General features: G+C 55.8%; 24 protein-coding genes and 3 tRNA genes. 18 read left to right on the plus strand and 9 right to left on the minus strand.

Annotated features, from left to right (window positions below; all coding sequences use genetic code 11):
• The first annotated feature begins 10 nt into the window (after positions 1-10).
• The 7 genes from rplS (at position 11) to GCE01_RS07380 (ending at position 7,889) form a co-directional block, all read left to right on the plus strand.
• Positions 11-403, plus strand: coding sequence for a 50S ribosomal protein L19 (rplS, locus tag GCE01_RS07350; protein WP_010504000.1), 393 nt, complete (start codon positions 11-13; stop codon positions 401-403).
• 20 nt (positions 404-423) lie between these two features.
• Positions 424-1,851 carry a 3-isopropylmalate dehydratase large subunit gene (gene leuC / locus GCE01_RS07355; protein ID WP_099212095.1) on the plus strand — a complete coding sequence of 476 codons (1,428 nt, stop codon included), beginning with the start codon at positions 424-426 and terminating at the stop codon, positions 1,849-1,851.
• A complete protein-coding gene (gene leuD / locus GCE01_RS07360; RefSeq protein WP_099212097.1) occupies positions 1,851-2,477 on the plus strand; it encodes a 3-isopropylmalate dehydratase small subunit in 627 nt (208 codons plus the stop codon). Before leuC ends, leuD begins: the two co-directional genes overlap by 1 nt.
• Positions 2,474-3,583 carry a 3-isopropylmalate dehydrogenase gene (gene leuB, locus GCE01_RS07365; RefSeq protein WP_099212099.1) on the plus strand — a complete coding sequence of 370 codons (1,110 nt, stop codon included), beginning with the start codon at positions 2,474-2,476 and terminating at the stop codon, positions 3,581-3,583. Before leuD ends, leuB begins: the two co-directional genes overlap by 4 nt.
• 165 nt (positions 3,584-3,748) lie before the next feature.
• Complete coding sequence (locus GCE01_RS07370) at positions 3,749-4,951, plus strand: pyridoxal phosphate-dependent aminotransferase (protein ID WP_099212101.1); 1,203 nt, start codon at positions 3,749-3,751, stop codon at positions 4,949-4,951.
• Entirely contained in the window at positions 4,948-6,159 is a 1,212-nt protein-coding gene (locus GCE01_RS07375) for a pyridoxal phosphate-dependent aminotransferase (RefSeq protein WP_099212103.1), read from the plus strand. The genes GCE01_RS07370 and GCE01_RS07375 overlap by 4 nt, the downstream gene beginning before the upstream one ends.
• A 41-nt stretch (positions 6,160-6,200) precedes the next feature.
• Positions 6,201-7,889 carry a M3 family oligoendopeptidase gene (locus GCE01_RS07380; RefSeq protein ID WP_099212105.1) on the plus strand — a complete coding sequence of 563 codons (1,689 nt, stop codon included), beginning with the start codon at positions 6,201-6,203 and terminating at the stop codon, positions 7,887-7,889.
• 49 nt (positions 7,890-7,938) lie between these two features.
• Here GCE01_RS07380 and GCE01_RS07385 read toward each other — a convergent pair whose 3' ends face one another.
• Positions 7,939-8,463: a thioredoxin family protein gene (locus tag GCE01_RS07385; RefSeq protein ID WP_369826510.1), complete on the minus strand. Its 525-nt coding sequence runs from the start codon at positions 8,461-8,463 to the stop codon at positions 7,939-7,941.
• Positions 8,464-8,535: 72 nt separating this feature from the next.
• Here GCE01_RS07385 and GCE01_RS07390 point away from each other — a divergent pair, with 72 nt between their 5' ends.
• Positions 8,536-8,874, plus strand: coding sequence for a hypothetical protein (locus GCE01_RS07390; RefSeq protein WP_099212107.1), 339 nt, complete (start codon positions 8,536-8,538; stop codon positions 8,872-8,874).
• Between the two features lie 4 nt (positions 8,875-8,878).
• Here the strand turns inward: GCE01_RS07390 and GCE01_RS07395 are convergent, their stop codons facing one another.
• Positions 8,879-9,307, minus strand: coding sequence for a DUF423 domain-containing protein (locus GCE01_RS07395; RefSeq protein WP_099212109.1), 429 nt, complete (start codon positions 9,305-9,307; stop codon positions 8,879-8,881).
• Positions 9,308-9,423: 116 nt separating this feature from the next.
• Between GCE01_RS07395 and GCE01_RS07400 the strand changes: the two genes are divergently transcribed.
• The 3 genes from GCE01_RS07400 to GCE01_RS07410 all read left to right on the plus strand — a co-directional run bounded on the left by GCE01_RS07400 (position 9,424) and on the right by GCE01_RS07410 (position 11,418).
• Positions 9,424-10,017, plus strand: coding sequence for a DUF4142 domain-containing protein (locus GCE01_RS07400; RefSeq protein WP_099212111.1), 594 nt, complete (start codon positions 9,424-9,426; stop codon positions 10,015-10,017).
• 16 nt (positions 10,018-10,033) lie between these two features.
• Positions 10,034-10,597, plus strand: coding sequence for a cob(I)yrinic acid a,c-diamide adenosyltransferase (locus GCE01_RS07405; RefSeq protein WP_064273085.1), 564 nt, complete (start codon positions 10,034-10,036; stop codon positions 10,595-10,597).
• A gap of 236 nt (positions 10,598-10,833) precedes the next feature.
• Complete coding sequence (locus GCE01_RS07410) at positions 10,834-11,418, plus strand: hypothetical protein (protein ID WP_046901350.1); 585 nt, start codon at positions 10,834-10,836, stop codon at positions 11,416-11,418.
• Positions 11,419-11,421: 3 nt separating this feature from the next.
• On the opposite strand, the gene GCE01_RS07415 is transcribed toward GCE01_RS07410, so the two are convergent.
• From GCE01_RS07415 to GCE01_RS07425, 3 genes are all read right to left on the minus strand, one after another.
• On the minus strand, positions 11,422-13,317 hold the full coding sequence (locus GCE01_RS07415) for an OPT family oligopeptide transporter (RefSeq protein WP_099212113.1): 1,896 nt from the start codon (positions 13,315-13,317) through the stop codon (positions 11,422-11,424).
• A 73-nt stretch (positions 13,318-13,390) separates the two neighbouring features.
• Positions 13,391-15,091: an alginate export family protein gene (locus GCE01_RS07420; protein WP_099212115.1), complete on the minus strand. Its 1,701-nt coding sequence runs from the start codon at positions 15,089-15,091 to the stop codon at positions 13,391-13,393.
• Positions 15,075-15,665 (minus strand): hypothetical protein, encoded by a 591-nt coding sequence (locus GCE01_RS07425; RefSeq protein ID WP_064273425.1) that lies wholly within the window; start codon positions 15,663-15,665, stop codon positions 15,075-15,077. The genes GCE01_RS07420 and GCE01_RS07425 overlap by 17 nt, the downstream gene beginning before the upstream one ends.
• A gap of 101 nt (positions 15,666-15,766) precedes the next feature.
• Between GCE01_RS07425 and ispH the strand changes: the two genes are divergently transcribed.
• The 4 genes from ispH (at position 15,767) to GCE01_RS07445 (ending at position 18,354) form a co-directional block, all read left to right on the plus strand.
• The gene (gene ispH / locus GCE01_RS07430) at positions 15,767-16,768 is read left to right on the plus strand and encodes a 4-hydroxy-3-methylbut-2-enyl diphosphate reductase (RefSeq protein WP_046901354.1); all 1,002 of its coding nucleotides are present in this window, start codon (positions 15,767-15,769) and stop codon (positions 16,766-16,768) included.
• A 6-nt stretch (positions 16,769-16,774) separates the two neighbouring features.
• Complete coding sequence (locus tag GCE01_RS07435) at positions 16,775-17,725, plus strand: homoserine kinase (protein ID WP_099212117.1); 951 nt, start codon at positions 16,775-16,777, stop codon at positions 17,723-17,725.
• On the plus strand, positions 17,718-18,170 hold the full coding sequence (gene rnhA / locus GCE01_RS07440) for a ribonuclease HI (protein WP_046901356.1): 453 nt from the start codon (positions 17,718-17,720) through the stop codon (positions 18,168-18,170). The genes GCE01_RS07435 and rnhA overlap by 8 nt, the downstream gene beginning before the upstream one ends.
• A 108-nt stretch (positions 18,171-18,278) precedes the next feature.
• Positions 18,279-18,354 (plus strand) — tRNA-Asn (locus GCE01_RS07445).
• Positions 18,355-18,484: 130 nt separating this feature from the next.
• Here the strand turns inward: GCE01_RS07445 and GCE01_RS07450 are convergent.
• Positions 18,485-19,711, minus strand: a complete 1,227-nt coding sequence (locus GCE01_RS07450; RefSeq protein ID WP_099212119.1) for an MFS transporter — start codon at positions 19,709-19,711, stop codon at positions 18,485-18,487.
• A 61-nt stretch (positions 19,712-19,772) separates the two neighbouring features.
• On the opposite strand from GCE01_RS07450, the gene gpt reads away from it, so the two are divergent.
• From gpt to GCE01_RS07465, 3 genes are all read left to right on the plus strand, one after another.
• On the plus strand, positions 19,773-20,288 hold the full coding sequence (gene gpt / locus GCE01_RS07455; protein WP_086633629.1) for a xanthine phosphoribosyltransferase: 516 nt from the start codon (positions 19,773-19,775) through the stop codon (positions 20,286-20,288).
• 50 nt (positions 20,289-20,338) lie between these two features.
• Positions 20,339-20,415 (plus strand) — tRNA-Pro (locus GCE01_RS07460).
• Positions 20,416-20,435: 20 nt separating this feature from the next.
• Positions 20,436-20,512 (plus strand) — tRNA-Arg (locus GCE01_RS07465).
• A gap of 44 nt (positions 20,513-20,556) precedes the next feature.
• On the opposite strand, the gene GCE01_RS07470 is transcribed toward GCE01_RS07465, so the two are convergent.
• The 3 genes from GCE01_RS07470 to GCE01_RS07480 all read right to left on the minus strand — a co-directional run bounded on the left by GCE01_RS07470 (position 20,557) and on the right by GCE01_RS07480 (position 22,995).
• Entirely contained in the window at positions 20,557-20,967 is a 411-nt protein-coding gene (locus GCE01_RS07470) for an Ivy family c-type lysozyme inhibitor (protein WP_167386138.1), read from the minus strand.
• A gap of 28 nt (positions 20,968-20,995) precedes the next feature.
• On the minus strand, positions 20,996-21,556 hold the full coding sequence (locus tag GCE01_RS07475) for an isochorismatase family protein (RefSeq protein WP_099212121.1): 561 nt from the start codon (positions 21,554-21,556) through the stop codon (positions 20,996-20,998).
• Positions 21,557-21,651: 95 nt separating this feature from the next.
• Positions 21,652-22,995: a hemolysin family protein gene (locus GCE01_RS07480; protein WP_046902044.1), complete on the minus strand. Its 1,344-nt coding sequence runs from the start codon at positions 22,993-22,995 to the stop codon at positions 21,652-21,654.
• Between the last annotated feature and the right edge of the window lie 64 nt (positions 22,996-23,059).

Raw genomic sequence — 23,059 nt, forward strand, 5'->3', positions numbered from 1 at the left:
GAGTTTGGTCATGAACATTATCCAGCAGTACGAGGCGCGCGAAATCGAGCGTCTTTCCGCGGCTCGCGCCGTTCCGGAATTCATCGCAGGTGACACGGTTCGCGTTGGCGTCCGCGTTGTTGAAGGTACGCGTGAGCGCGTGCAGAACTTCGAAGGCGTTGTCATTGCCCGTTCCAACAAGGGCCTGAACAGCAACTTCACGGTTCGCAAGATTTCCAACGGTGAAGGCGTGGAGCGTGTATTCCCGCTGTACGCTCCGTCCCTCGCCAGCATCGAAGTGGTGCGTCGTGGTAAAGTGCGTCGCGCAAAGCTGTACTACCTGCGTGGCCGTTCGGGTAAGTCTGCACGTATTGCAGAGCGCCCGCGCGATCTGCCGAAGGCTGGCGAAAAAGCCGCTTCCTAAGTCAAGGTTGGAGTATAAGGATGCCCGTTTCTTCTTCGCCCAGAACCCTGTTTGACAAGATCTGGGCCGATCACGTTGTTGACCGCCTCGAAGACGGGACGTGCATCCTATACATCGACCGTCACCTCGTTCACGAGGTGACAAGCCCGCAGGCTTTTGAAGGTCTGCGGATGGCCGGACGTCGCCTTCGCCGTCCGGACGCAACAGTCGCCGTGGTGGACCACAACGTCCCCACGTCCGACCGTTCCCAGCCGATTGAAGAGCCGGAAAGCCGCCTCCAGATCGAAACGCTGGAGAAGAATGTCGCTGAGTTCGGCGTTCCCTATTTCCCGCTGCGTTCCGCGTCTCAGGGCATCGTTCACGTTGTCGGGCCAGAGCAGGGCATTTCCCTGCCAGGCATGACGATCGTTTGCGGTGACAGTCATACCTCGACGCACGGCGCACTCGGCGCCCTTGCATTTGGTATTGGCACGTCTGAAGTCGAACACGTCATGGCGACCCAGACGCTGCTCCAGAAGCCCGCAAAGAACATGCGTGTTTCTGTTGAGGGTAAAGTGGGTCCGGGCGTGACAGCCAAGGACATCATGCTGGCCATTATCGGTAAGATCGGTACGGCAGGTGGCACTGGCCATGTAATCGAATTTGCCGGCTCTGCAATCCGCGATCTGGACATGGCAGGGCGTATGACGCTCTGCAACATGTCCATCGAGGGCGGTGCAAAGGCTGGTCTGGTTGCTCCCGACGAAACGACCTTCGCATACGTGAAGGGGCGTCCGTTCGCTCCGAAGGGTGAAGCGTTCGAGCAGGCCTGTGCTTACTGGCGTACGCTGGCATCGGATGAAGGCGCTCATTTCGACACGGAAGTGACGTTGAAGGCCGAGGACATTGTGCCTTCCGTCACTTGGGGTAACAGCCCGCAGGACGTGCTGCCGATTGATGGCATCGTGCCGTCCCCGTCTGATTTCAAGGATCCGGCTCAGGCTGCGCAGGTTCAGCGCGCTCTGGATTACATGGGTTTGACGGCTGGCCAGAAGATTGCCGGAACGCCCGTCGATGTGGTCTTCATCGGCTCCTGCACCAACAGCCGTCTGGAAGATCTGCGTGCTGCTGCTGAAGTCGTGCGCGGTCGTCATGTTGCAGCAACGGTTCGTGCCATGATCGTTCCAGGCTCAGGCCTTGTGAAGGCTGCTGCCGAAGCCGAAGGGTTGGACAAGATTTTTCTTGATGCCGGTTTTGAATGGCGCGAGGCAGGCTGCTCGATGTGTCTGGGGATGAACCCGGATCGTCTGACGCCGGGACAGCGTTGCGCTTCTACGTCCAATCGTAACTTTGAGGGTCGTCAGGGGCCGGGTGGCAGAACGCATCTGTGTTCACCATCCATGGCTGCCGCGGCGGCTGTCACGGGCACGCTATGTGATGTGCGTGAGCTGATGAAGGAAACCGTCTGATGGACAAGTTCACGGAACTGACCGCCATTGCGGCTCCGATGCCAAATGAGAACATTGATACCGATCAGATCATTCCGGCGCGCTTCCTGAAGACCATCCAGCGCACGGGTCTTGGCAAGAACGCCTTTGCCGCGCAGCGCTACGACGAGAATGGTAACGAGAACCCGGACTTTGTTCTGAACAAAGAGCCGTATCGTCAGGCTGAAATCCTCATCACTTATGACAATCTCGGTTGTGGCTCCTCCCGTGAGCATGCTCCGTGGGCTCTTCTGGATTTCGGTATCCGCTGTGTCATCGCGCCCAGCTTTGCCGACATTTTTTTCAATAACTGTTTCAAGAACGGTATCCTGCCGATCCGTTTGCCACGGGAAATCTGTGACGAACTGATGGGTGATGCACGCCAGGGTTCGAATTCGCGTCTGACGATCGATCTGGAAAAGCAGATCATCATTCGCCCCGAAGGGAATGTTGTGCCGTTTGAAGTTGATCCTTTCCGCCGCCATATGCTGCTCGAAGGTCTGGACGATATCGGCCAGACGCTGGCGCATGATGCGGAAATCAGCAGCTTTGAACATCAGGCCAGCCGTGCATGGGTGCCGTCAATCAGCATGGGAACTGCAAAATGAGTGAAGCCCACAAGCTTCTTGTTCTTGCCGGTGATGGTATCGGCCCGGAAGTCATGCGTGAAGTTGCACGAATTGTGCATTGGCTGGACGCAAACCGTGGCCTGAAGCTGGACATCACGGAAGAGCTCGTTGGCGCGGCTTCCCTTGCAGTCCATGGCGTTCCTATCCGTGATGAAGTTATCGACCTTGCCCGGAAGTCCGATGCGGTTCTGTTTGGCTCGGTTGGTGATCCGGCCTGGAGCCATGTCGGTTTCGACAAGCGCCCTGAAGTGGCTATTCTGAAGCTGCGCAAGGAGCTTGAGCTTTTCGCAAACCTTCGTCCGGCCCAGCTTTTTGATGCGCTGATCGATGCATCTGCCCTGAAGCCGGAAGTGGTGCGTGGGTTGGATATCATGATCGTCCGTGAGACGGTTGGTGGTATCTATTTCGGTGAGCCGCGTGGCATTGAGACGCTTCCGGATGGTTCCCGTCGTGGAATCAACACGGAAGTTTACACGACGTCCGAAATCGAGCGTGTTGCCCGCGTTGCTTTTGAGATGGCCCGTCAGCGCGGCAATCGCGTCTGTTCCGTCGAGAAGTGCAATGTGATGGAAAGCGGCCTCCTGTGGAAGGAAGTCGTCACTGATCTGCACAAGCGCGAATATCAGGATGTGGAATTGTCCCACATGCTGGCCGATAACTGCGCCATGCAGCTCGTTCGTAACCCGAACCAGTTTGATGTAATCGTTACGGGCAACCTGTTCGGTGATATTCTGTCCGATCTGGCGTCGATGCTCACGGGTTCTCTGGGTATGCTTCCGTCTGCAACGCTCGGCATTGTCCGTGAGGATGGCAAGCGCAATGCGCTTTACGAGCCAATCCATGGCAGTGCGCCAGACATCGCCGGGAAGGGCATTGCTAACCCGCTGGCGCAGATCCTCTCCTTTGCGATGCTGCTACGTTACTCGCTCAACCGGGCTGAAGATGCGGAACTGATTGAAAAGGCAGTGTCCAATGTGCTGGCAAGCGGCCTGCGCACCGCTGACATCATGTCTCCAGGCATGGCTCGCGTTGGTACGGATATGATGGGACAGGCCGTTCTGCGCGAAATGGAAAAGCTGGCCTGATTTTATCTTAAATTGTTTCTGCTTAAGGGCCGGGTAGTTCCATGAAGGAGCCGCCCGGCTTTTTTTGTGCACAAAAAACGTGTCAGTCATGTGCCGATGGGCTGTGGTCAAATGAGGGCGGACGGCGCTAGGGTCTCTGCGCGATAAAGCCACCGGGAACCCATCATGTCTCTCATTGCCGACCGTCTGAACCGTATTCTGCCGAGCCAGACGATTGCGATTACCCAGAAAGCCCGTGCCCTGAAGGCAGAGGGCCGCGATATTATCAGTCTTTCAGCTGGTGAGCCGGATTTTGATACGCCGGATTTCGTCAAGCAGGCCGCCATTCGGGCCATTCAGAATGGCGAGACGAAATATACGGATGTTGCAGGTACGATGCCGCTGCGTGAAGCAGTTGCGGCCCGACTGAACGCTGATTTCGATCTGGATTACCGCGCCGAGGAAATTTGCGTTTCGACGGGTGGCAAGCAGGTTATTTATAATGTGATGGTTGCTACTCTGAATGCGGGCGATGAAGTCATCATTCCGGCCCCGGCCTGGGTGTCTTACCCTGATATCGTCTCACTGGCAGACGGAACACCTGTCGTAATCCAGACAACGGCTGAGAATGGTTTCCGCCTGACGGCGGACCAGCTTCGCGCTGCCGTTACGCCGAAGACGAAATGGCTGATGCTGAACTCGCCCTGCAATCCGACAGGTGCAGCTTATGACGAGCATCATCTCAAGGCGCTGACTGAGGTTCTGTTGGAGCATCCGCATGTATGGATCCTGACGGACGATATGTACGCCAAGCTGATGTATGAAGGCGCCGTGGCCAAGACGTTTGTGCAGGTTGAACCGCGTCTGCGGGACCGGACGGTGACGATGAATGGCGTGTCCAAGGCCTATGCCATGACCGGTTGGCGAATTGGCTTTTCCGCAGCGCCTGTAGAGCTGACGCGCCAGCTGATCAAGCTGCAAGGACAGAGCACGAGCAATCCATGCTCCATTGCTCAGGCTGCGGCCAAGGAGGCCGTTTCAGGCCCGCAGGATTTCATTGGGGAAATGGTGAGCGTTTATGAGCAGCGCCGCAATCTTGTGGTGTCCATGCTCAATGACGCACCTGGCCTGAGCTGTGCAAAGCCGGAAGGAGCGTTTTACGTCTTCCCATCGATTGAGGGAACGCTTGGAAAAACGAGTAAGGGTGGCCATCTGATCGACAGTGACGAGGCCTTTGTCACGGCTCTTCTGGATGAGACGGGCGTTGCCGCAGTTCATGGAAGTGCTTTCCTGACGCCCGGATATTTCCGGATTTCCTATGCCACCAGCACCGAGCTTCTGAAGGAAGCCTGCACCCGCATTCAGCAGTTCTGTCAGGGCCTGTCATGACGTTTCGCATCGCATCCCGTCTGGCAACACTCCCCAAGCCAGCCACTATTGCTATGGCAGCGCGGGCCCGCGAATTGCGGGCGGAGGGTGAAGACGTCATTTCACTTGCCCTTGGACAGCCGGATTTTCCATCACCGCCAGAAGCCATTGAAGCCGCTTATGCAGCCGGGTTGGCTGGTGATACGGGTTATCCTCCCATTCCGGGCCAAAAGGCGCTGATTGACGCCATTATTCATAAGTTCAAGCGGGATAATGATCTGACGGTCACATCTGACCGTATTATGGTGGCCAATGGTGGCAAGCAGGTCATCTATAATGCTTTTGCGGCAACGCTGGATGACGGGGACGAAGTTATCGTTCCTGCGCCTTATTGGGTCAGCTATCCACTGATTGCCCGGATGCTGGGTGGGACGGCTGTTGAAATTCCCTGCCCGGAAGAAAATGGTTTCCGGCCTGATGCAGCGACAATCAAGGCTGCGATTACGCCTAAAACCCGTTGGCTGGTTCTCAATTTTCCGAACAATCCCACCGGTGCCATCCTTGAACGTCATGACCTTGAAGCCATTGCCGATGTCTTGCGAGATGCGCCGCATGTTCTTGTCATGTCTGATGAAATTTACGAGCACCTGACGTTTGATGGTCGCAGGCATCTGTCCATCTTGCAGGTGGCGCCTGATCTGGCAGAACGCATTCTGGTCATTAACGGTATGGCCAAGGCTTATGCCATGACGGGCTGGCGCGTCGGTTTTGCATGTGGCCCGATGCCGCTCATCAAAGCGATGATTGCCGTGCAGGGGAACACAACGTCCGGTGTCTGCACACTTGCTCAGGCAGGCTCTGCCGCAGCGTTGAAAGGTGGGCTGGATCGTATTGAGCAGATGCGCGAAACCTACCAGCGTCGTCGGGATACGATGGTTGAAGCGCTTCAGGCTATTCCAGGACTGACATGTGCCGTTCCGGAAGGCGCTTTCTACGTCTATCCAGGTGTTGGCGGACTGATTGGCGGCACTTCTGCCAGTGGGCGATTGCTGGATACGGATGTGGCGTTTGCAGAGGCCTTGCTTGAAGAGGCTCATGTTGCGACCGTTCCGGGAACTGCGTTTGGCTTTAGCCCTTATCTGCGCCTCTCATGTGCAGCGTCCGATGACCAGCTTGCGGAGGCATGCCGCCGCATTGAAGGGTTTGTAAAAGGTATCCGCAAAACCTGAGAAGCATGGACGGAAACGGAGCGGAGTGTCAGAATTGGATCATGACACAGACAATCCCTCCGTTCTCTGACCTGTCTTTCCCCCGTCCAGACGAAGCGTCTCTTAAGGCGCGCTACGCGGACATTTCGTCGCTGCTTGATCGCGGGCAGCGCGAAGAGGCTCTCAAGGCTTTTGATGCCGTTCGGCGAGAGTATGAATCCTGGGCCTCCCACGTTCATCTCCAGTTTTCCCGCAATACACAAGACGAGACGGCGAAGACGGACCGTGACTACGCGGATCGCCTTTCGCCTGTTGCGACGGACCATGAAGTCATCATCAAGAAGCGTCTGCTGGCAGACCCTGATCGTGCCGGTCTGGAAGCGCTCCTGACGCCACATGTGGTTCATTTGTGGGAAGCAGACACCACGACGTTTGATCCTCGGATCAGCACGGATCTGGAAGAAGAAGCGCGCCTGACGGGTGAATACACGGCGCTTCTGGCCTCGGCGAAAATTGCTTTTGATGGCAAGGTTCTGAACCTGTCAGGGCTTGTGCCATATTTGCAAGGGGCGGATCGGGACGTCCGCCATGCCGCCGAACAAGCACGCTGGGCCTTTTTTGAAGAACACGGCGAAGAACTGGATACGCTTTACGGGCGTCTGGTTGAGCTGCGTGACCGGATGGCGAAAACGCTCGGGTTCGAGAACTATATCGGGCTGGGTTACCGCCGGATGCGCCGGACAGATTACGGTCCGGAGCAGGTAGCATCCTTCCGGGAAAAGGTTCTTAGTTCAGTTACCCCGTTGGTTCAGTCACTGCTGGAACGTCGTCGCCTTAAAATGGGATGGGACAAGGTCTGGGCCTGGGACGAGGCACTGATCGATTTGCAGGGGAATCCGGAGCCAGCAGGAGATCATGATCTGCTCGTGGCGCGGGCAGAAGGCATGTTCCGTGCGCTCGACCCCAAAGGCGAAATGGGTGATTTCTACGTTCAGATGCGGGATCTCGGATATCTTGATCTAAAAAACCGGGACAACAAGGCAGGCGGTGGCTTCTGCACCTCATTCCCGACCATTGGTAGCCCTTACATCTTTGCCAATTTCAATGGCACTCATAACGATATCGGCGTGTTTACCCACGAGATGGGGCATGCCTTCCAGAACTGGAAAAGCCGCGATCAGGACTGGGTCGATCAGCTCTGGCCCACCATGGAAGCCGCCGAGATTCATTCCATGGGTCTGGAATTTCTGACCTGGCCGCAAATTGATACGCTGGTCGAAGACGGGGCCAGGGACCGGTATCGCCGGATGCATCTCATCGATGCGCTCTCATTTTTCCCATACGGTGTCTGTGTCGATCACTTCCAGCATGAAGTGTATGCCAATCCGCAGATGAAAGCGGCAGAACGGCACGAGACCTGGGCACGCCTGGAGAAAATGTACATGCCCTGGCGGGACTGGGGCGATCTGGCTTATCCGGCAAAGGGTGGCCGCTGGCAGGCCCAACTCCATATCTATCGCCTACCATTTTATTACATTGATTATGCTCTGGCTCAGTGCTGTGCACTGCAACTCTGGCTTCGTTCCCGTATGAACCGGGAAGCCACGTTCGAGACATATCGCAAGCTGTGCTCGGAAGGCGGCTCCAAGCCGTTCTCACAGCTTGTGGCTGATGCTGGTCTGGTATCCCCTTTTGAGGAGGATGCTTTGGCGGAAGTCGTTCATGAAGCCGAGCAGGAACTCGGAATCTGAGGCAACGGTTCTGGCTCTGAAGGGTAACTTCAGAGCCAGAATGAACGGTTTATCCCCGGCTGTTCCACTCGGAGATCAGGTCAAGAACGGCCTGTGGGGACATGCTGCGAGCATTCCCGAGAGCTTTGGAGCCGTCGCCGTTCAGGGCCTTTCCATCTGGCGTCACAATAATGACGGTCGGAACAGCCTTGATCGTCACATCGTATTTCTGAGCCAGATCGAGATTGGTGTTAATGCGGCCAACATTCACCGGGACGATCACAAACTGGCTGTCCAGCCATGCCTTGGCGTCGGGCAGGGCAAAAATGCCGGAGAGCATTTTGCAGTCCGGGCACCAGTTGCCGCCGAAATCGAGAAGCACCTTACGGCCCGTTTTAGCAGCGAGCGCAAAGGCATCGCGCACCTGCTCCTGGGCGACGGACGTATCTGGATAAGGTGTTGCGACCGGCGGGGCTGATGTTTCCGTCAGTTTGGGCGCAGGCGTACTTGCAGCCTGTGCTGAAAAAGGTGCGGAAAGCGCCAGACCCAGTCCGGCGGCGGCAAGAAGGGAAACGCGCATAAAAAAGGCTTTCATTGATCGAGTGGTCTGCATCACATAACGCAGTGTCACAGCAAAACGATTAAAGCCTACTTCATTCGGAAGGTCATGCTTTTGATAACGCAACACGGTTCACCCTCATCGCCCTCCACTCAGCAGGGTGCAGAAGTCAGTATTCTGGAGACGCTCCTGAGGACTGTCGTCCTCGTTGGGCTTACTCTGGCGCTTGCCGCTATCTTTCGTTTCTGGGAACCTGCGGTAAAGCTTTCTCAGAAGACTGCGGCGACCCATGCCTGGCAGTCGCTTTACAGCGTGTTTCATATTGAAACGGCGCTCGGGCGGGAGCAGCTCATTCTTTTGGGTATTATTCTGTTCTGTTTTGCCGTGGCGCTGGTTGTTCAGGTGGCCGGGCTTTTTGTTCTTAAGATGATCAGAAACAGATCCTGAAGTCTCAGGCTGAGCGCCGTCTTAGTCCAGACAGTGCTGCAAGAAGCCATGCTAAAATCAGCAAGGTACCGCCATAGGGGGCTATGCGGGCTACTGAGAGTGTCCCGAGTTTCAGATCAAAAAGCGCGAAAAGCGTGACGGAGACACAGAAGAGCAGCGTGCCTGCCAGCATTGTCAGACATGCAAGACGCGCCAGGCGTGGCACCAGAAAGCGCGCTCCTAGTGAAAGCGCGCAGAGTGCGATGGCGTGCCACATGAGGATGTCCACCCCGGAGTGCAGAACAGAACGGCCATTGGGGATGGCAAACATATGGTCCGGGAGGTGAGAGGCAAGCGCCCCGAGAACCACTCCGGATGCGCCTTCGACAGCTCCTGCAATGAAACAGAAGCGGAAGGCACCGGAAAAATCATGCGTGCTAGAATTTGCGGACATGGCCTGAATGTATCATGAGTGGTGCCGAACATGAATGGACCGCTTGAAGCCGGGACCATTCAGCCAGAGTGGCTGGGACATTGTCCTGGTCTCGCAGATGGAAGGAATGTCTCTTCATGACAGTTACTGCACGCTTCGCAGCTCTTGCCTCGATTGCCATGCTGGCAGGCCTGAGCGCCTGTAATGCCCCGGATGCACCGCCAGCACCAGCGCTGCCGTCTGCTGCATCAACCTATACGCTTTCGACGGCGGATGCCGCATTTCTTCAGCAGGTCGATGCCATGGATCTGACGCAGGTGAGCATTGCGACCCTGGCTGCAACGCATAGCAACAGCGATGTTGTGAAGGCTTTCGCTGCAACGGTGGTTAGTGATCACACGACCAATCGCAAGGCTGTTGCCAAGGTGGCGAGCGACGCCAACCTGACCGTCACTGACAAGCTGAATGCTGGCGATGAGGCGCACGTTGCATCCTTCGGTCATCTGTATGGCGCTGCTTTTGATCGTGTTTTCCTGCGTGAAATCGTGAGCGTTCAGACGCCTGCTCTCAGCAGTGCTCTGACAACGGCATCGCAGTCTGGCGGAACGGCCGATATCAAGACGCTGGCATCAGACACCACGAAGATGCTCAAGGACCATACGACTCGTGCGCAGGACCTGAGCGGCGCGAAGACTGTTAAAGGTCATCATCATCACTTCGGTCGTCACTAAGCTTTAGAGGGCAATTATGACGGGTGTTCGGCTTGATCGTATTGTAACGCGTGGCGGCGATTCAGGGCAGACTTCACTGGGAGACGGAACCCGTGTCTCAAAAGCCTGTCCGAGAATTGAGGCCATGGGGACGGTCGATGAGCTGAACGCTCTTCTTGGTTTGCTCGATTGCTCTCTGAGATCAGAGGAAAGTATACGAGATCTTTCCTCTGATATTCGGAAGATACAGTCCTGCCTTTTTGATTTAGGGGCAGATTTATGTATTCCGGACAAAGAACGTCCTCAGAGTCTTACAGTAAAGGCTGTTAGTTGGCTGGAAGAACGCATTGAAGACATGCGTCTTCAGCAGCCGGCGCTTAAAAGCTTTATTCTGCCTGGCGGTTCTCTTGTTTCTGCACATGCCCACATGGCCCGGACTGTTGCGCGGCGCGCGGAACGGCGGATTGTGATTTTGGAGCATGGTCCACAGGAAGGGCTCAGGTTTCTAAACCGCCTTTCTGATTATTTCTTTGTTCTTGCACGTCATGCCAATGCTCACGGAGCAGATGACATTCTCTGGCAACCGGGTCAGTGGCAGTAAAAGAAAGATGAATACAGTCTTATTGTGTTGATGACAGGACATATAAGATCTGATAAAAGAATTCAGTCTGATACACCGGAATGAGTTAGAAACCCGGCAGTGTCGACTTTCATTTCCTTGTCAGGACATGCTTTTTTCTGATCGGCTTTACGCCTTTCAGAGCCTCCGTCATTCTAGGTGGGCATTCTGATCAGGTGACATAGAACAAATTTTATAATTGGTTGAAAAAACGAAGAATGCAGGACGATCAGCAGGTTAGTGAAGACAAACTGCGAGAGGCGCTTGCTCGTCTGGGATCAGGATCTTCCCGTCCCCAGAAGGCGCGTCCCATCACGCCAACAACAGAACGTCGCCGTCGCTTTGTGCGAGATGGTCAGGTTGTTGTTGAGCATCAGGCCAGCCGTGGATTTGCACAGCGTAGCAATGCTCCGAGCCAGGACGACCAGGACGAAATTGAACGTCTTCGCCAGTCTGTAAAGCGTGAGCAGCGTCGCTGGGAAGAAGCAGAGCGTTATCTGGCTGAAGCCCGCACGCAACTCAAAACATATGAAACGCGCGAAGCTCACGCCAAAATCCAGATTACGGAACTCAACCGTCATCTGCGTGAGCATCAGGACCAAATTCAGTCTCTGAAAGCACAGCTTCACCAGTCCCGTGAGCAGGCTGCTGAAGCTGCCCGCCGTTCGCCGCGCCCTGTTGGACGTCCGCGTAAGGAAGTGCAGGACGAAACTGTGGTGAAAAAAGTCGAGAAGGCCGCTGTTGAGGCCCCGGCTGTTCTTCTTGATGAGCCGGAACCTGTTCAGTGGTGGGTAAAGGCCTGAAGTTCAGGCTGTCGGGCGTCTTACAGAGCGCCCGAACCATATCATGATGCCTAAAAACACAGCCCAGCCTAATCCTGACCGAACCATGTCCGGAATGGGCAGGGCCAGTGTTTCCGTGCTGCCTGTGGCACCTACAAGGGCTGCCACGGCCACGCCAACCAGACTTTCTCCCACAATAAAGCCCGATGCGATCATTGTGCCCTGTTCTTTTGGGGACTTGCGCAGCAGCCAGCCGAGGCCTGCTCCGATCGCGATCGTCACGGACACGTTGGCCGGCAGGTAAATTCCCATACCAACGGCTAGAGGCGGCAGAGCGAGATTACGTCGCTTCAGAAGAATATCCGCAATAACCAGTACAATCCCGATCACCGCCCCGATTTCCAGCATCAGCCAGTCGAGGTTGTGTGAGAGAATACCTGTCGCGATGGCAGCCATGAGCGCGGGTTGTGGCGCTGCGAGAGCTCGGGTCGGATCCATATCCGCGCGGGGCATCGCTCCAACAAATCCGTAGGCCTGATAAAGTGTCTGCAAGACCCATGGAATAACCACGGCACCCACAGCGCACCCTATGAGGAGAGCAACTTCCTGCTTCCATGGAGACGCTCCAACTAACTGTCCGGTCTTGAGGTCCTGCAGGTTATCATTTGATACGGCAGCAGACGCCGTGATGGCAGACAGTACGAATAGTCCGAATGCAATAACCGTCGGGCGTTGGTCGGGCGAAAGAACGCCGCCACTTTCCAGTCCCCAGAGTGTGACGGAAATGGCAATGATCGCGATAATTCCGACGCCCGAAATCGGGGAAGAGGATGATCCGATTATGCCCGCCATATAACCGCAGGCACTCGCAACCAGAAAGCCGAGACCGAAACAGGCGCCCAACCCCAGAACAACGAGCGTCACAAGGGATGCACCGTGTGGGATTGCGGGCCACAGGAACTGGGTAAACAGTCCAGAAAGAATGAGAGCCAGCCCGATGCTCAGGCCGATCAACGTGCGCGGCGCGAGATCCAGGTCGCTCTCATCCTGTGACGCGCGATGCTTAACGGACAGAGATTCTTTCAGTCCGATCGCAACAGGTTTGGCCAGTGCGAGCAGCGTCCAGATTGCGGCAACGGCAATTGTTCCGGCGCCGATGAAGCGCACTTTATGAATCCATAAACCTGTCGCCGCGGCCATAGGGTCAGCGGCCGGGTTCAGATGCCCCAGAATGGGGACCATGACGCCCCAGCCCATCAGAACACCCAACAGCATGGCAATGCCACCGCCGATGCCGACAAGATAACCCGTTCCCAGAAGTGCGAGGGAGAAGCTGATATCCAGACGAAACACGGACGCGCCGAAGCTGGTAGCGGCCGAAACGCCGTCGGACAGTAGCCTGAGCCCTGATGTCGCCAAAGCAACGGCAGCAGAGATTAGGCTTCCTTTTGTCAGGGAACGCAGGCTCTCGGCATCGCCTTCCGGAGAAGAGGCTCTCAGGATTTCAGCGCAGGCTGTGCCTTCCGGATACGGGAGGTCAGAATTCTTCACCAATGCCCGACGCAGCGGGATCGTGAAGATGACGCCGGTCATGCCTCCTGCAAGTGTCAGCAGGAGTGAGACAAAATATGGAAATTCGTGCCAATACCCGACCATGATAAGGCCAGGCAGCGCTGCGAAGACGCAGGAGAGTGTTCCTGCCGCAGAAGCCTGCGTCTGCACCATATTGTTTTCGAGCATCGTCCCGCCGCCCATCAGGCGGAGTACGGCCATTGAAATGATGGTCGCGGGAATAGAGGAGCCAAAGGTCAGGCCGATCTTCAATCCCAGATAGACATTTGCTGCCGTGAAGACGACGGTAATCAGGGCACCCAGAATGATGCCCCGCAAGGTCAGTTCGCGGCTGTCCATAAGTTTCATGGTGGGGCGATCCTGTGATGTCGCGTTGTTTTTTCGGGCATTACGCTGCGGAGGCCCGCACCGCAACCATTCATCAAAAAGCAAATGACAGGCTGGACTGATAATAGAGCCCGCTTTTTGCCCCGGCATTTTTCAGATCATGCGATGCCGCAAACCACGCGACGACATGTGTCCAGTTCCAGTGTCGGGATACGGCCCATGTCAGCAGACCATTAGGGGCTACGCCTATGAAGTGGCTACGAAACCTGGGGAAATTATAAGCAGAACTGATTGAATAGACGGAAGACGCTGTGGTCTCCCTCCACAGAATCGGGACTTTGATCCGCAAAGACACCTTACCGTAGGACCCCACGACAATGGGGGACAGATTGATCAGGTTCGCTGCGCCAATATAGCCCGTGTAGTCCAGATACGGATTTTGAGGGGCAAACGGCGCACTGTAAGTCCCGACTGTTCCGGTACGTCGGTTTTCATTCCCGCCGGAATAGACGTCCGTCTGAATTCCGAAGAAGGGTTTGAGAGGCAGATTGGAACGTCTGTATCCCAATGTCGTATTCACGGAATAAGCAGAGACCTGGCGCCGGGCAGTGGTTCCGTATTGTGTGAAATTGCCTTGCTGCCACAAGACGCCGATGGCGTATTCCAGTTGCTGGGCTGTGCCGTACCACCGAAAACCGAAATTGTTACGATTTGTCGCGCCCGTTACGGAGTTGATTTTGCTCGCACTGACCAGCGGGACAGAGCCTGTTTTTCCACCAAGATGAAAGCCAATCCAGAACAGATCGAGATAGGATTGAACACGCTGTTGGCCCAGATGGAACGCGGGGACGTCAAAGGTTGTGTTGAAGCCATAGAGACGCGTGTTCCAGTCCTGCGTGTCGTGGAACATGGCTGTTGGGGTGATGTCTGTCGCAACGAAGTCATAGAGATCGAACCGGACATGCGGGAAAATCGCGTAAGCGCGCGGTCCGTTCCAGGTAATTTGGATATTCGGGGGCTCCCGGTCATACAGGACATAGGATGGCGCATCGAGAAACTGCTGCCTTCCAAACATCAGGCCCGTCTTTGCTGTGCCAATCGTGCGTTTGTATTCGATAAAGGCCTGATGCAGGTCCAGACGCTTACGGTAAGTGCCACCATAGCCATATCCGTTCCAGCCTGCGGCCGTACCGTTCACGAGCTGCGCGAAGATACGCCAGTGTTCTCCGATATGAAGGTCGGCCCCCAACATATTGCGCGTCACAAAACGGCCCGATCCGGAATGGGTATTCGTCCCCAGCATCGGATAGTCATTGTACCAGTTGCGGAGGCGGGTGCGTTCGGACAGGGACAGCCAGATTGTGCGTTCATTATTCAGAGCAATGAACTTCAATGGATCGAAAATGTCGCTCTGATGGCGCTTGTCACGCAGATATGACCAGTCTTCGGCCCATGGCGCGACACCATAGCGTCCGACAGGCCCAAAGCCCGCACCTTCGCCGTTGCCGCGATTGAATCCACCCCATCGGGGCTGGCGTCCGATCGGCGCAACATTCTGGCTCGGCGTCAGGCGGCGTGGCTGTTCCAGGAACCCTGCATGGGGAAAGTTCTGGATTTCCGGACGTTCTGCGTGATGGACCTTGATCCTTTCTTCTTTCGATGCCGAAACGTCAGGAGTCGCAGAAAAGGCTGAAGACCCAAAGCCTGCCAGGCAAGCCAGGGTCGTTTTCAGCGTAATCCGGATTTTGACGTCAGGTGAAAGAGAAGGAAAAAGGCCCTTACTGCGTCCGGCCACGGAACTTTACGACAGGGAGGTGCTGCTGATTGTAAGTCAGCTCATCCTTGGTCAGCTGATAGCCGATTTCGAGCGTGTAGGGATTTTCCTGAATATTTTTGGATGCAGGAAGATCAACAAGGCGCAGATCCGTACGAACAGACTGGTTGCTGACATTCGGTTCCAGCTTGAATGTGTCCGTGAAGACCTTCTTATCCACGATTTTTCCGTCACGCATGATGACGATGAAATAGGGGACGTCGATGGTGCCGGTCTTGGAGGCAGGTCCTCGCGTCAGGTTCATTGCCAGGCTGACGCGGGTACGAATCATCTGCTGGTCTTTGGGGCCTTTGGGGCCACGTTCACAGTCCCCCGAAATGGCGGTGAGCTGTGCATGGCTGACCAGATTCCCGATATCCGGATCTTTTCCGTCATAGACAAACCGGTCTGCTGCGGCGCTGGGAATATCCGTGACCGGGCATGTGGGGGCAAAGAAGCCCGGATTGGATTCGTCACATCCCGCGAGTGTTGAAATCGCGACGACGGCAAAAGCCGGGACAAACAGGGACGTGGCAAGGCGCCGAAAGGCTGGCATCTGCTGTAGAAACTCCCACAAAGCGGCCCGGACGTTGCGACATGCGTCAATCCGGTCGATACTGGTCCTACATATCGAACTCCGCCCGCTTGGGGAACACCATGTCAGATCAGACAACTCTTGCACCTGAAGGTGCTGCACACCAGAAGACGCTCCGCGTCCTGCTGGCCGGGCCTCGCGGCTTCTGCGCCGGTGTGGATCGTGCCATCCGTGTCGTTGAAGAAGCGCTGCGCCGCTATGGCGCGCCCGTCTATGTGCGTCACGAAATCGTCCATAACCGCACTGTGGTTGAAGGACTGGAGGCCAAGGGCGCCATTTTCGTTGAGGAACTCGACGAAGTGCCGCCCGACGGGCATGTCGTTTTCTCAGCGCATGGCGTGCCGAAGTCAGTTCCAGCCGAAGCGCAGCGCCGCAATCTGCTTTACCTAGATGCAACGTGCCCGCTGGTTTCCAAGGTACACCGCGAAGCAGAGCGTCACTTTGCAGGCGGCGGCCCAGAGCAGCTCCATATTCTGATGATCGGTCATGCCGGCCATCCGGAAGTAGTGGGCACAATGGGCCAGCTTCCGCCGGGCGCTGTCACGCTCATCAACGATGCTGAAGAAGCCCGTACGATCCAGCCAAAGGATCCGGCGAAGCTGGCCTTCATCACGCAGACGACGCTGTCTGTGGATGATACGGCTGAGATCGTCGATATTCTGCGGACTCGCTTCCCGCTGATTGAAGGCCCGAAGCGCGAAGACATCTGCTACGCGACGACCAATCGTCAGGAAGCTGTGAAGGCCATTGCGCCGGAAAGCGATCTGGTGATCGTGATCGGTTCGCCGAACTCTTCCAATTCGCAGCGTCTGCGCGAAGTAGCCGAGCGTTCTGGTGCCCGCCGTGCACTGTTGGTGCCGAAGCTGGAAAATCTGGACTGGTCTGTGCTGGAAGGCGTTGAAACGCTGGGCATCAGTGCGGGTGCGTCCGCTCCGGAAAGCCTCGTGCAGGAAATGGTGACGGCGCTTGCTGCGAAGTACACGCTGAAGATTGAAGAGCGAATCATGAAGGAGGAAAACATCAATTTCCGTCTTCCAGGTCCGCTTGCTGGTGAGGACAACTGAGTCTTCATGGCCGTCTATACTGAACTGGCGGCCGAGGCGCTTGAAGCGTTTCTTGGCACATATGACATCGGTGCCCTGGTTGCTTTCCAGAGCATTGCCGAAGGCGTCGAAAATAGCAACTTCCTCCTCCAGACCACGGAAGGGAAGTTCATCCTCACGCTCTTTGAACGGCGGGTCAAAGCGTCTGACCTTCCATGGTTTCTGGGGCTGATGCAGCATCTGTCGGGGAAGGGCATGAACTGCCCGCAGCCCGTACAGGCAAAAGACGGAATCGCTCTCAGGGTATTGGCAGATCGGCCTGCGGCGATCACCACGTTCCTTCCGGGGCAAGCTGTCCTTCAGATTACGGCATCTGCCTGTCATGCACTGGGACAGGTCCTCGCGACATTCCACAAGCTGGGGCAGGACTACACAGCGGAACGCCCTAATGGGCTGTCTGTGGAAGCTTGGCGCCCACTCCTTGAGAGCTGTCAGGGCAGTGGGGATGACCTGCTGCCGGGCCTCACGCAGGAACTGTCCGATGCACTGTCACGGATTGAAAAGTCTTGGCCTGCTGCGGGCAGTTTGCCTCGTGGGCAGATCCATGCAGACCTCTTTCCCGATAATGTCTTCTTTCAGGGTGACCAGGTCTCTGGGCTGATCGATTTCTATTTCGCCTGCACGGATCTGTTTGCTTACGACTTGGCGATCTGTCTGAACGCCTGGTGTTTTCGCGATGAGAAAATTTTCGAACCTGCTTTCGCTCACGCCATGATCGAAGGGTACGAAAGCGTCCGCAATTTAGAGGTGGCTGAAAAGGAAGCTTTGCCAGTTCTGTGTCAGGGGGCTTCAATCCGGTTTCTGCTGACGCGCCTCTACGACTGGATCAATACCCCGGCTGATGCATTGGTGACCCGCAAGGATCCACTGGCCTATCTGGGTCGTCTCCGACATTTTTCGGGTGTCGCGCATGTCTGATGCGAGCGCGGATCAGCTTCCGGTGGAGATCTGGACGGATGGTGGATGCAAACCCAATCCCGGTCCAGGAGGCTGGGGAGCACTGCTTTGCTTTAAAGGCAAGGAAAAGGAGCTATGGGGCGGGCATCCGGAGACGACCAATAACCGCATGGAACTGACGGCTGCGGCTGAGGCTCTGGAAGCTCTGAAGCGGCCGTGTCGGGTCACGTTGCATACAGACAGTGAATACCTTCGGAACGGTATCACGCGGTGGCACAGTGGTTGGGTACGGCGGAACTGGCGTAATTCAGCTGGTGATCCTGTTGCCAACATGGATCTATGGCAGCGCATTCTCGATGCAGCCAAACCTCATGAAATCGAATGGCTCTGGGTGAGGGGACATTCTGGTGATGTGAACAATGAACGTGTGGATGTATTGGCAACCCGGGGACGGGAAGAGCTCTGAAAAAGTCATGTTTTCTGCGGGTTACTGAAGAAAGTTCAGAAAAATGCAGAAATATGAAAAAAGGGGCTTTACCGACCCCGGCGGTTGGACTAAATACCTCCTCACCGGTCCCGAATAGCTCAGTTGGTAGAGCAAGCGACTGTTAATCGCTGGGTCGTAGGTTCGAGTCCTACTTCGGGAGCCATTCTTTTTTCTTGAAAGATTTGGTTTGGTACAGTGAAAAGCCCCTTACGGGGCTTTTTTCATATCTACTGTACTGATTGACCATCACCGGAGGCTTGATGCCGTTCCGGTGATGAGTTCGTGGGATCTGCTCAGAGTTCTTCTGGCCTAACGTCTTCCAGGCGATCCAGCGCCCACAGGCTGGGAAAGAGACGAATCCAGGTTGCCGCGACAAGAATTGTTCCTACGCCGCCTGCGATAACAGCTGCTTCTGGCCCGATGGCTGTTCCCAGCATTCCGCTCTCAAATTCGCCCAGCTGGTTGCTGGAGCCAATGAACAGCGAATTTACAGCAGAGACTCTTCCGCGCATGGCGTCTGGTGTAGCCAGCTGAATGAGTGAAGACCGGACGACAACACTGATGACGTCTGCTGCTCCTAGAACCATCAGGGCGACGACTGAAATCCATGTGATGTGCGAAGCGCCGAACACGATGGTCGCGATTCCAAAAACAATCACGGAAACAAACATCGTAATTCCAGCACGGCCCCCAAGTGGATGGCGAGACAGCCAGGCCGATGTAAAGAGCGCTCCGAGGGCGGGGGCTGCGCGCAGAAAGCCTAGCCCGATTGGTCCCACATGGAGAACGCTATCCGCATAGACGGGGAGCATGGCAGTGGCGCCGCCAAGAAGAACGGCAAACAGATCCAGGGAAATTGCACCAAGAAGGTCGCGGCGTCTGTTTAGAAAACCAAGACCCGCAAATACAGAGGCGAACGTTACAGGTTCTTTTGATGCGACCTTATGGCGCAGCTTTAGAGCCAGCGTTCCTAGAAACGCCAATGCGAATCCAAGCGTCGCGAGGCTGTAACAGATGACTGAGCCGAGCCCGTAGAGAAGGCCGCCCAGGCTGGGTCCCACAATGGATGCCGTCATGAACAGCGAGGACATCAGGGCCTGTGCTCTGGGCAGAAGCTGAGGGGGGACAATCGCTGGAAGAAACGCCTGCTGGCACGGCATCTCGAAGCTGCGTAGCGTGCCGTAGAACGCTGCAAAAGCGTACACGTAGGCCGGGGTCAGGCAATGCATAGCTGCGATGGCGGCAAGGGTACCCGTGCTGAGCACTTCCAGAATTTGGCAGATCAGCACCACGCTACGACGATTAAAACGATCCGCGACGTGTCCGGAGATGAATGTCAGGGGAACCATCGGTAGAAACTGTGCAAGGCCCAGATAGCCCAGCGATGACACGCTATGGGTCAGGGCGTACATCTGCCAGCCGATGGCAATTGTCAGCGTCGTCGCAGAAAGCTGGGAACAGATTCGGCTGATAATCAGTGGGCCGAGGCCGGGCAGGGCCCGTAATGCTGGTTCAATCATTCAGGCACATTAGTCACTTCCGGCGTGCAAGTTTATTGCAAAATTCCGAGCCGGAAGGCAGATGAGAGACATGAATGCTACATCCACACCCAAACCCGTAACGTACGCAACTGTCACCTGGGACCAGCTCCATCGTGACGCCCGTACTCTTGCTGCGACGCTCATGGAAAAGCACGGTCCGTTCCGCGGTATCGTGGCGATTACGCGCGGTGGCCTGATCCCCGCAGCTATTCTCGGTCGTGAAATGGGCTGCCGCCTGATCGAAAGCGTTTCTGTCATCAGCTACGCTGGTGAAGAAGGCACGCAGCACCAGCCGAAGGTTGTGAAAGCACCAACCGCCGCAGGTGACGGTGAAGGCTTCCTGATCGTCGATGATCTGGTTGATTCCGGCATTACGGCTCAGTTCGTGCGTGAAATGCTGCCCAAGGCTGTTTTTGCCTGCCTATATGCCAAACCGGACGGAAAACCGCTGACCGATCACTATGTCACGGAAGTCGCTCAGGACACTTGGGTGCTGTTTCCGTGGGATACGGCACCACTTTTTGTGCCTCCGCTCGTAAGAAATGAAAAAGATTGAAAAAACCCTATTGCGTCCGGAACTTATACCACCTAAGTTCCGCCTCGGTTCGGGGCGTGGCGCAGCCTGGTAGCGCGCCTGTTTTGGGTACAGGAGGCCCCCGGTTCGAGTCCGGGCGCCCCGACCAGTCTTTGAGGTTTCTTTACTGCGCCCTTAGCTCAGTTGGATAGAGCAACAGCCTTCTAAGCTGTGGGTCGCTGGTTCGAATCCAGCAGGGCGCGCCAGCCTGCTTAACAGCAGCGCCGCGCGCCTAGCAATTTTCAAAAAATTAGTTGGCAGGATTATTTTTGCTATAGGCATCTCGAAGAACCTTTTCCATTGCTGGTTCTGGTGATCCGAGAAGTGTCTGCTTCAAGGCGCTGTTAGCCTTGATCGACAAAAGCCCCCATGCACCTGAATGGTCGTTTGCCATGACGATTTCGAGCTGCTGCGTCGCACAGTCGTGGGGTTTGCACATGTGACCCAGTGCATAGCGTTTTCCATCTTGGGAAAAATATTCCACAGGCGTTGATGTGCCCTGTCCTGATACGACCCAAGCCGGCAATGTAATCATGCTTTTATAGGCCTCCTTGAAGCCCGAACGGCTCAGGAGCTCCTGTGTCGTTGGAACTTCTGCAGACGCAAGTGAGGTGGAGAGTGCGATAAGGGGTAACATCGCAGCGAATAATTTCAGTTTCATATGTAGTGTCCTCTCCAGCCGAGTTCGTTCAGTCAGACAAAGTGATTCCGTTGCTCCTCAGTGTCTGGAGGAGGGCGCTTTGGTCCGCGTTGATGCCACGGCAGGCCTCAAGCGCGATGTCTGTCCTGAAGCCACAGCGCATGGCGTCCTCAGCAGTTGCCGCGACACAGAAATCAAGCGCCAGACCACAGATCACAACATGGTTGATGGAAAGGCCGCTGAGGAGCGCATTCAGGCCGGTAGAGGTGACACGGTCATTGTCGAAGAACGCTGAGTAGCTATCCCGATTCTGCGCCATTCCTTTGTGAATGATATGGCTGATCGGGCTAAGATCGAGAGATTTTGGAAAATCGGCACCTGACGACGCTGCAACACAATGTTCGGGCCAAGGTCCGCCTTGTGGCGCGAAAGAGCAGTGATTTGCGGGATGCCAGTCCTGAGTGGCAATTACAGCCCCAAAGCCAAGATGGGACAGGGCATTAACCTGGGCAATGATTTCATCACCTCTAGGAACAGCCAAGGCTCCATGAGGCAAAAAATCATTCTGGACGTCGACGATAATCAGAGCTGAGTGCTGAAAATCAGGCAAAGGAGCAATCTTCCAAGGCTGAGGCAGGAACCATGTCCTGCAGAACGCATTGTGCGATCTTAATCAGCCTCCATGCCTGGAAGAAAGGTTTCCCGTTAGAGGCGTGTCACCAGAAGCTGGTTAATCCGGAAGCCCTCAACATCCACAACTTCGAATCGGAAGCCTGAAGATTCGACGCTATCGGCCTTTCGGGCCATACGACGCAGCCGATTCATGACGAAGCCACCAACGGTATCGAAATTCTGGGCATCGTCGAAAATCGGAATATCCAGTTCGCGAATAACGTCACCGATTGGTGCTGCCCCATCGATGAGCCAGGAGTTGGCATCGCGGCGGACAATGGCCTGCTCCTCAAATGGGCTGACGAGACCATCCATCAGAGCGCCCATGATGTCCTTGTAGGTGATAAGGCCCACGACTAGGCCATATTCATTCACGATCAGTGCAAAGCCTGCGGAATGAGCATCAAACTGCGCGAGAGTTTCCCACAGGTTCAGCGTGTCGGGCAGGGACAAGACATCACGGCGCATCTTGAAGATCTGGCTGGCGACGGGCGTCAGGCTCTCCTTGGATTGCGGCTCATCCACAACCGCAACCAGAACATCTTCTGCGCGAATAGACCCGATCACGCGATCCAGACCGCCATCGCAAAGGGGATAGCGGGAGTAGGGACGCACGCGAACCTTATCCCGCTGGCTCTCCGGTGTCTCTTGAACGTCCAGAAAGACGATCTCATCACGCGGGGTCATGGCGGACGTTACGGAGCGATCCTGAAGGCCCAGAACATTCTGAATCATCTGATGCTCCTGCTCCAGCAGGATACCAGAGGCTGTGCCTGCGGCGAGAATAGCGCGTAGGTCTTCAGGCGTTACAGGCTCGACAGTGGCCGCAGCTGGGATTTTCATCACGCGCAGAAGCACATCCGATACGCGCGAAAAGACCCACACCGCAGGATACAGAACCTTCAGGGCCAAGGCAGGGAACCACCCAACCTTAAGAGCGATCCGATCCGGTGCATTCATTGCAATCCGCTTGGGAAGCAGATCCGCGAACAGGACGAAAAGTCCCGTAATAAGAATGAAGGAGCAAGCCGAGCCGCCCTTTGCCGAAAGAGACGGCGAAAAGCCCATGAGCTGAAAGCCGTCTGCGATAGGCTCGCTCAACATCGATTCGCTGATGATACCGCCAAGAACGCCAACGGCATTCAGGCAGATCTGCAGGACAGTAATGACCTGCCCGCTGTTGCGACGGAGCTTCAGAAAGGCAACGGCTCGTGGATCGCCGGCTTCTGCTTTCGAGCGAAGCCGGACGTCACGAGCTGCGGCGAAGGAAATCTCTGAAAGAGAGATCAGGATAGAGACCGCGATCAGGACGACGGTCGCGAGAAGGCCCAGCAGGAGAAGAACAATCATGTGCTGGGTGTAAGAAGAAACTTGCATGCAGGCGGCATCATACTCCGAAGATACCAGAACACGCCAATTATCTTCGGGTGGCAGCCATGCA

The organism is Gluconobacter cerinus, assembly GCF_002723935.1.
GTDB lineage: Bacteria > Pseudomonadota > Alphaproteobacteria > Acetobacterales > Acetobacteraceae > Gluconobacter > Gluconobacter cerinus.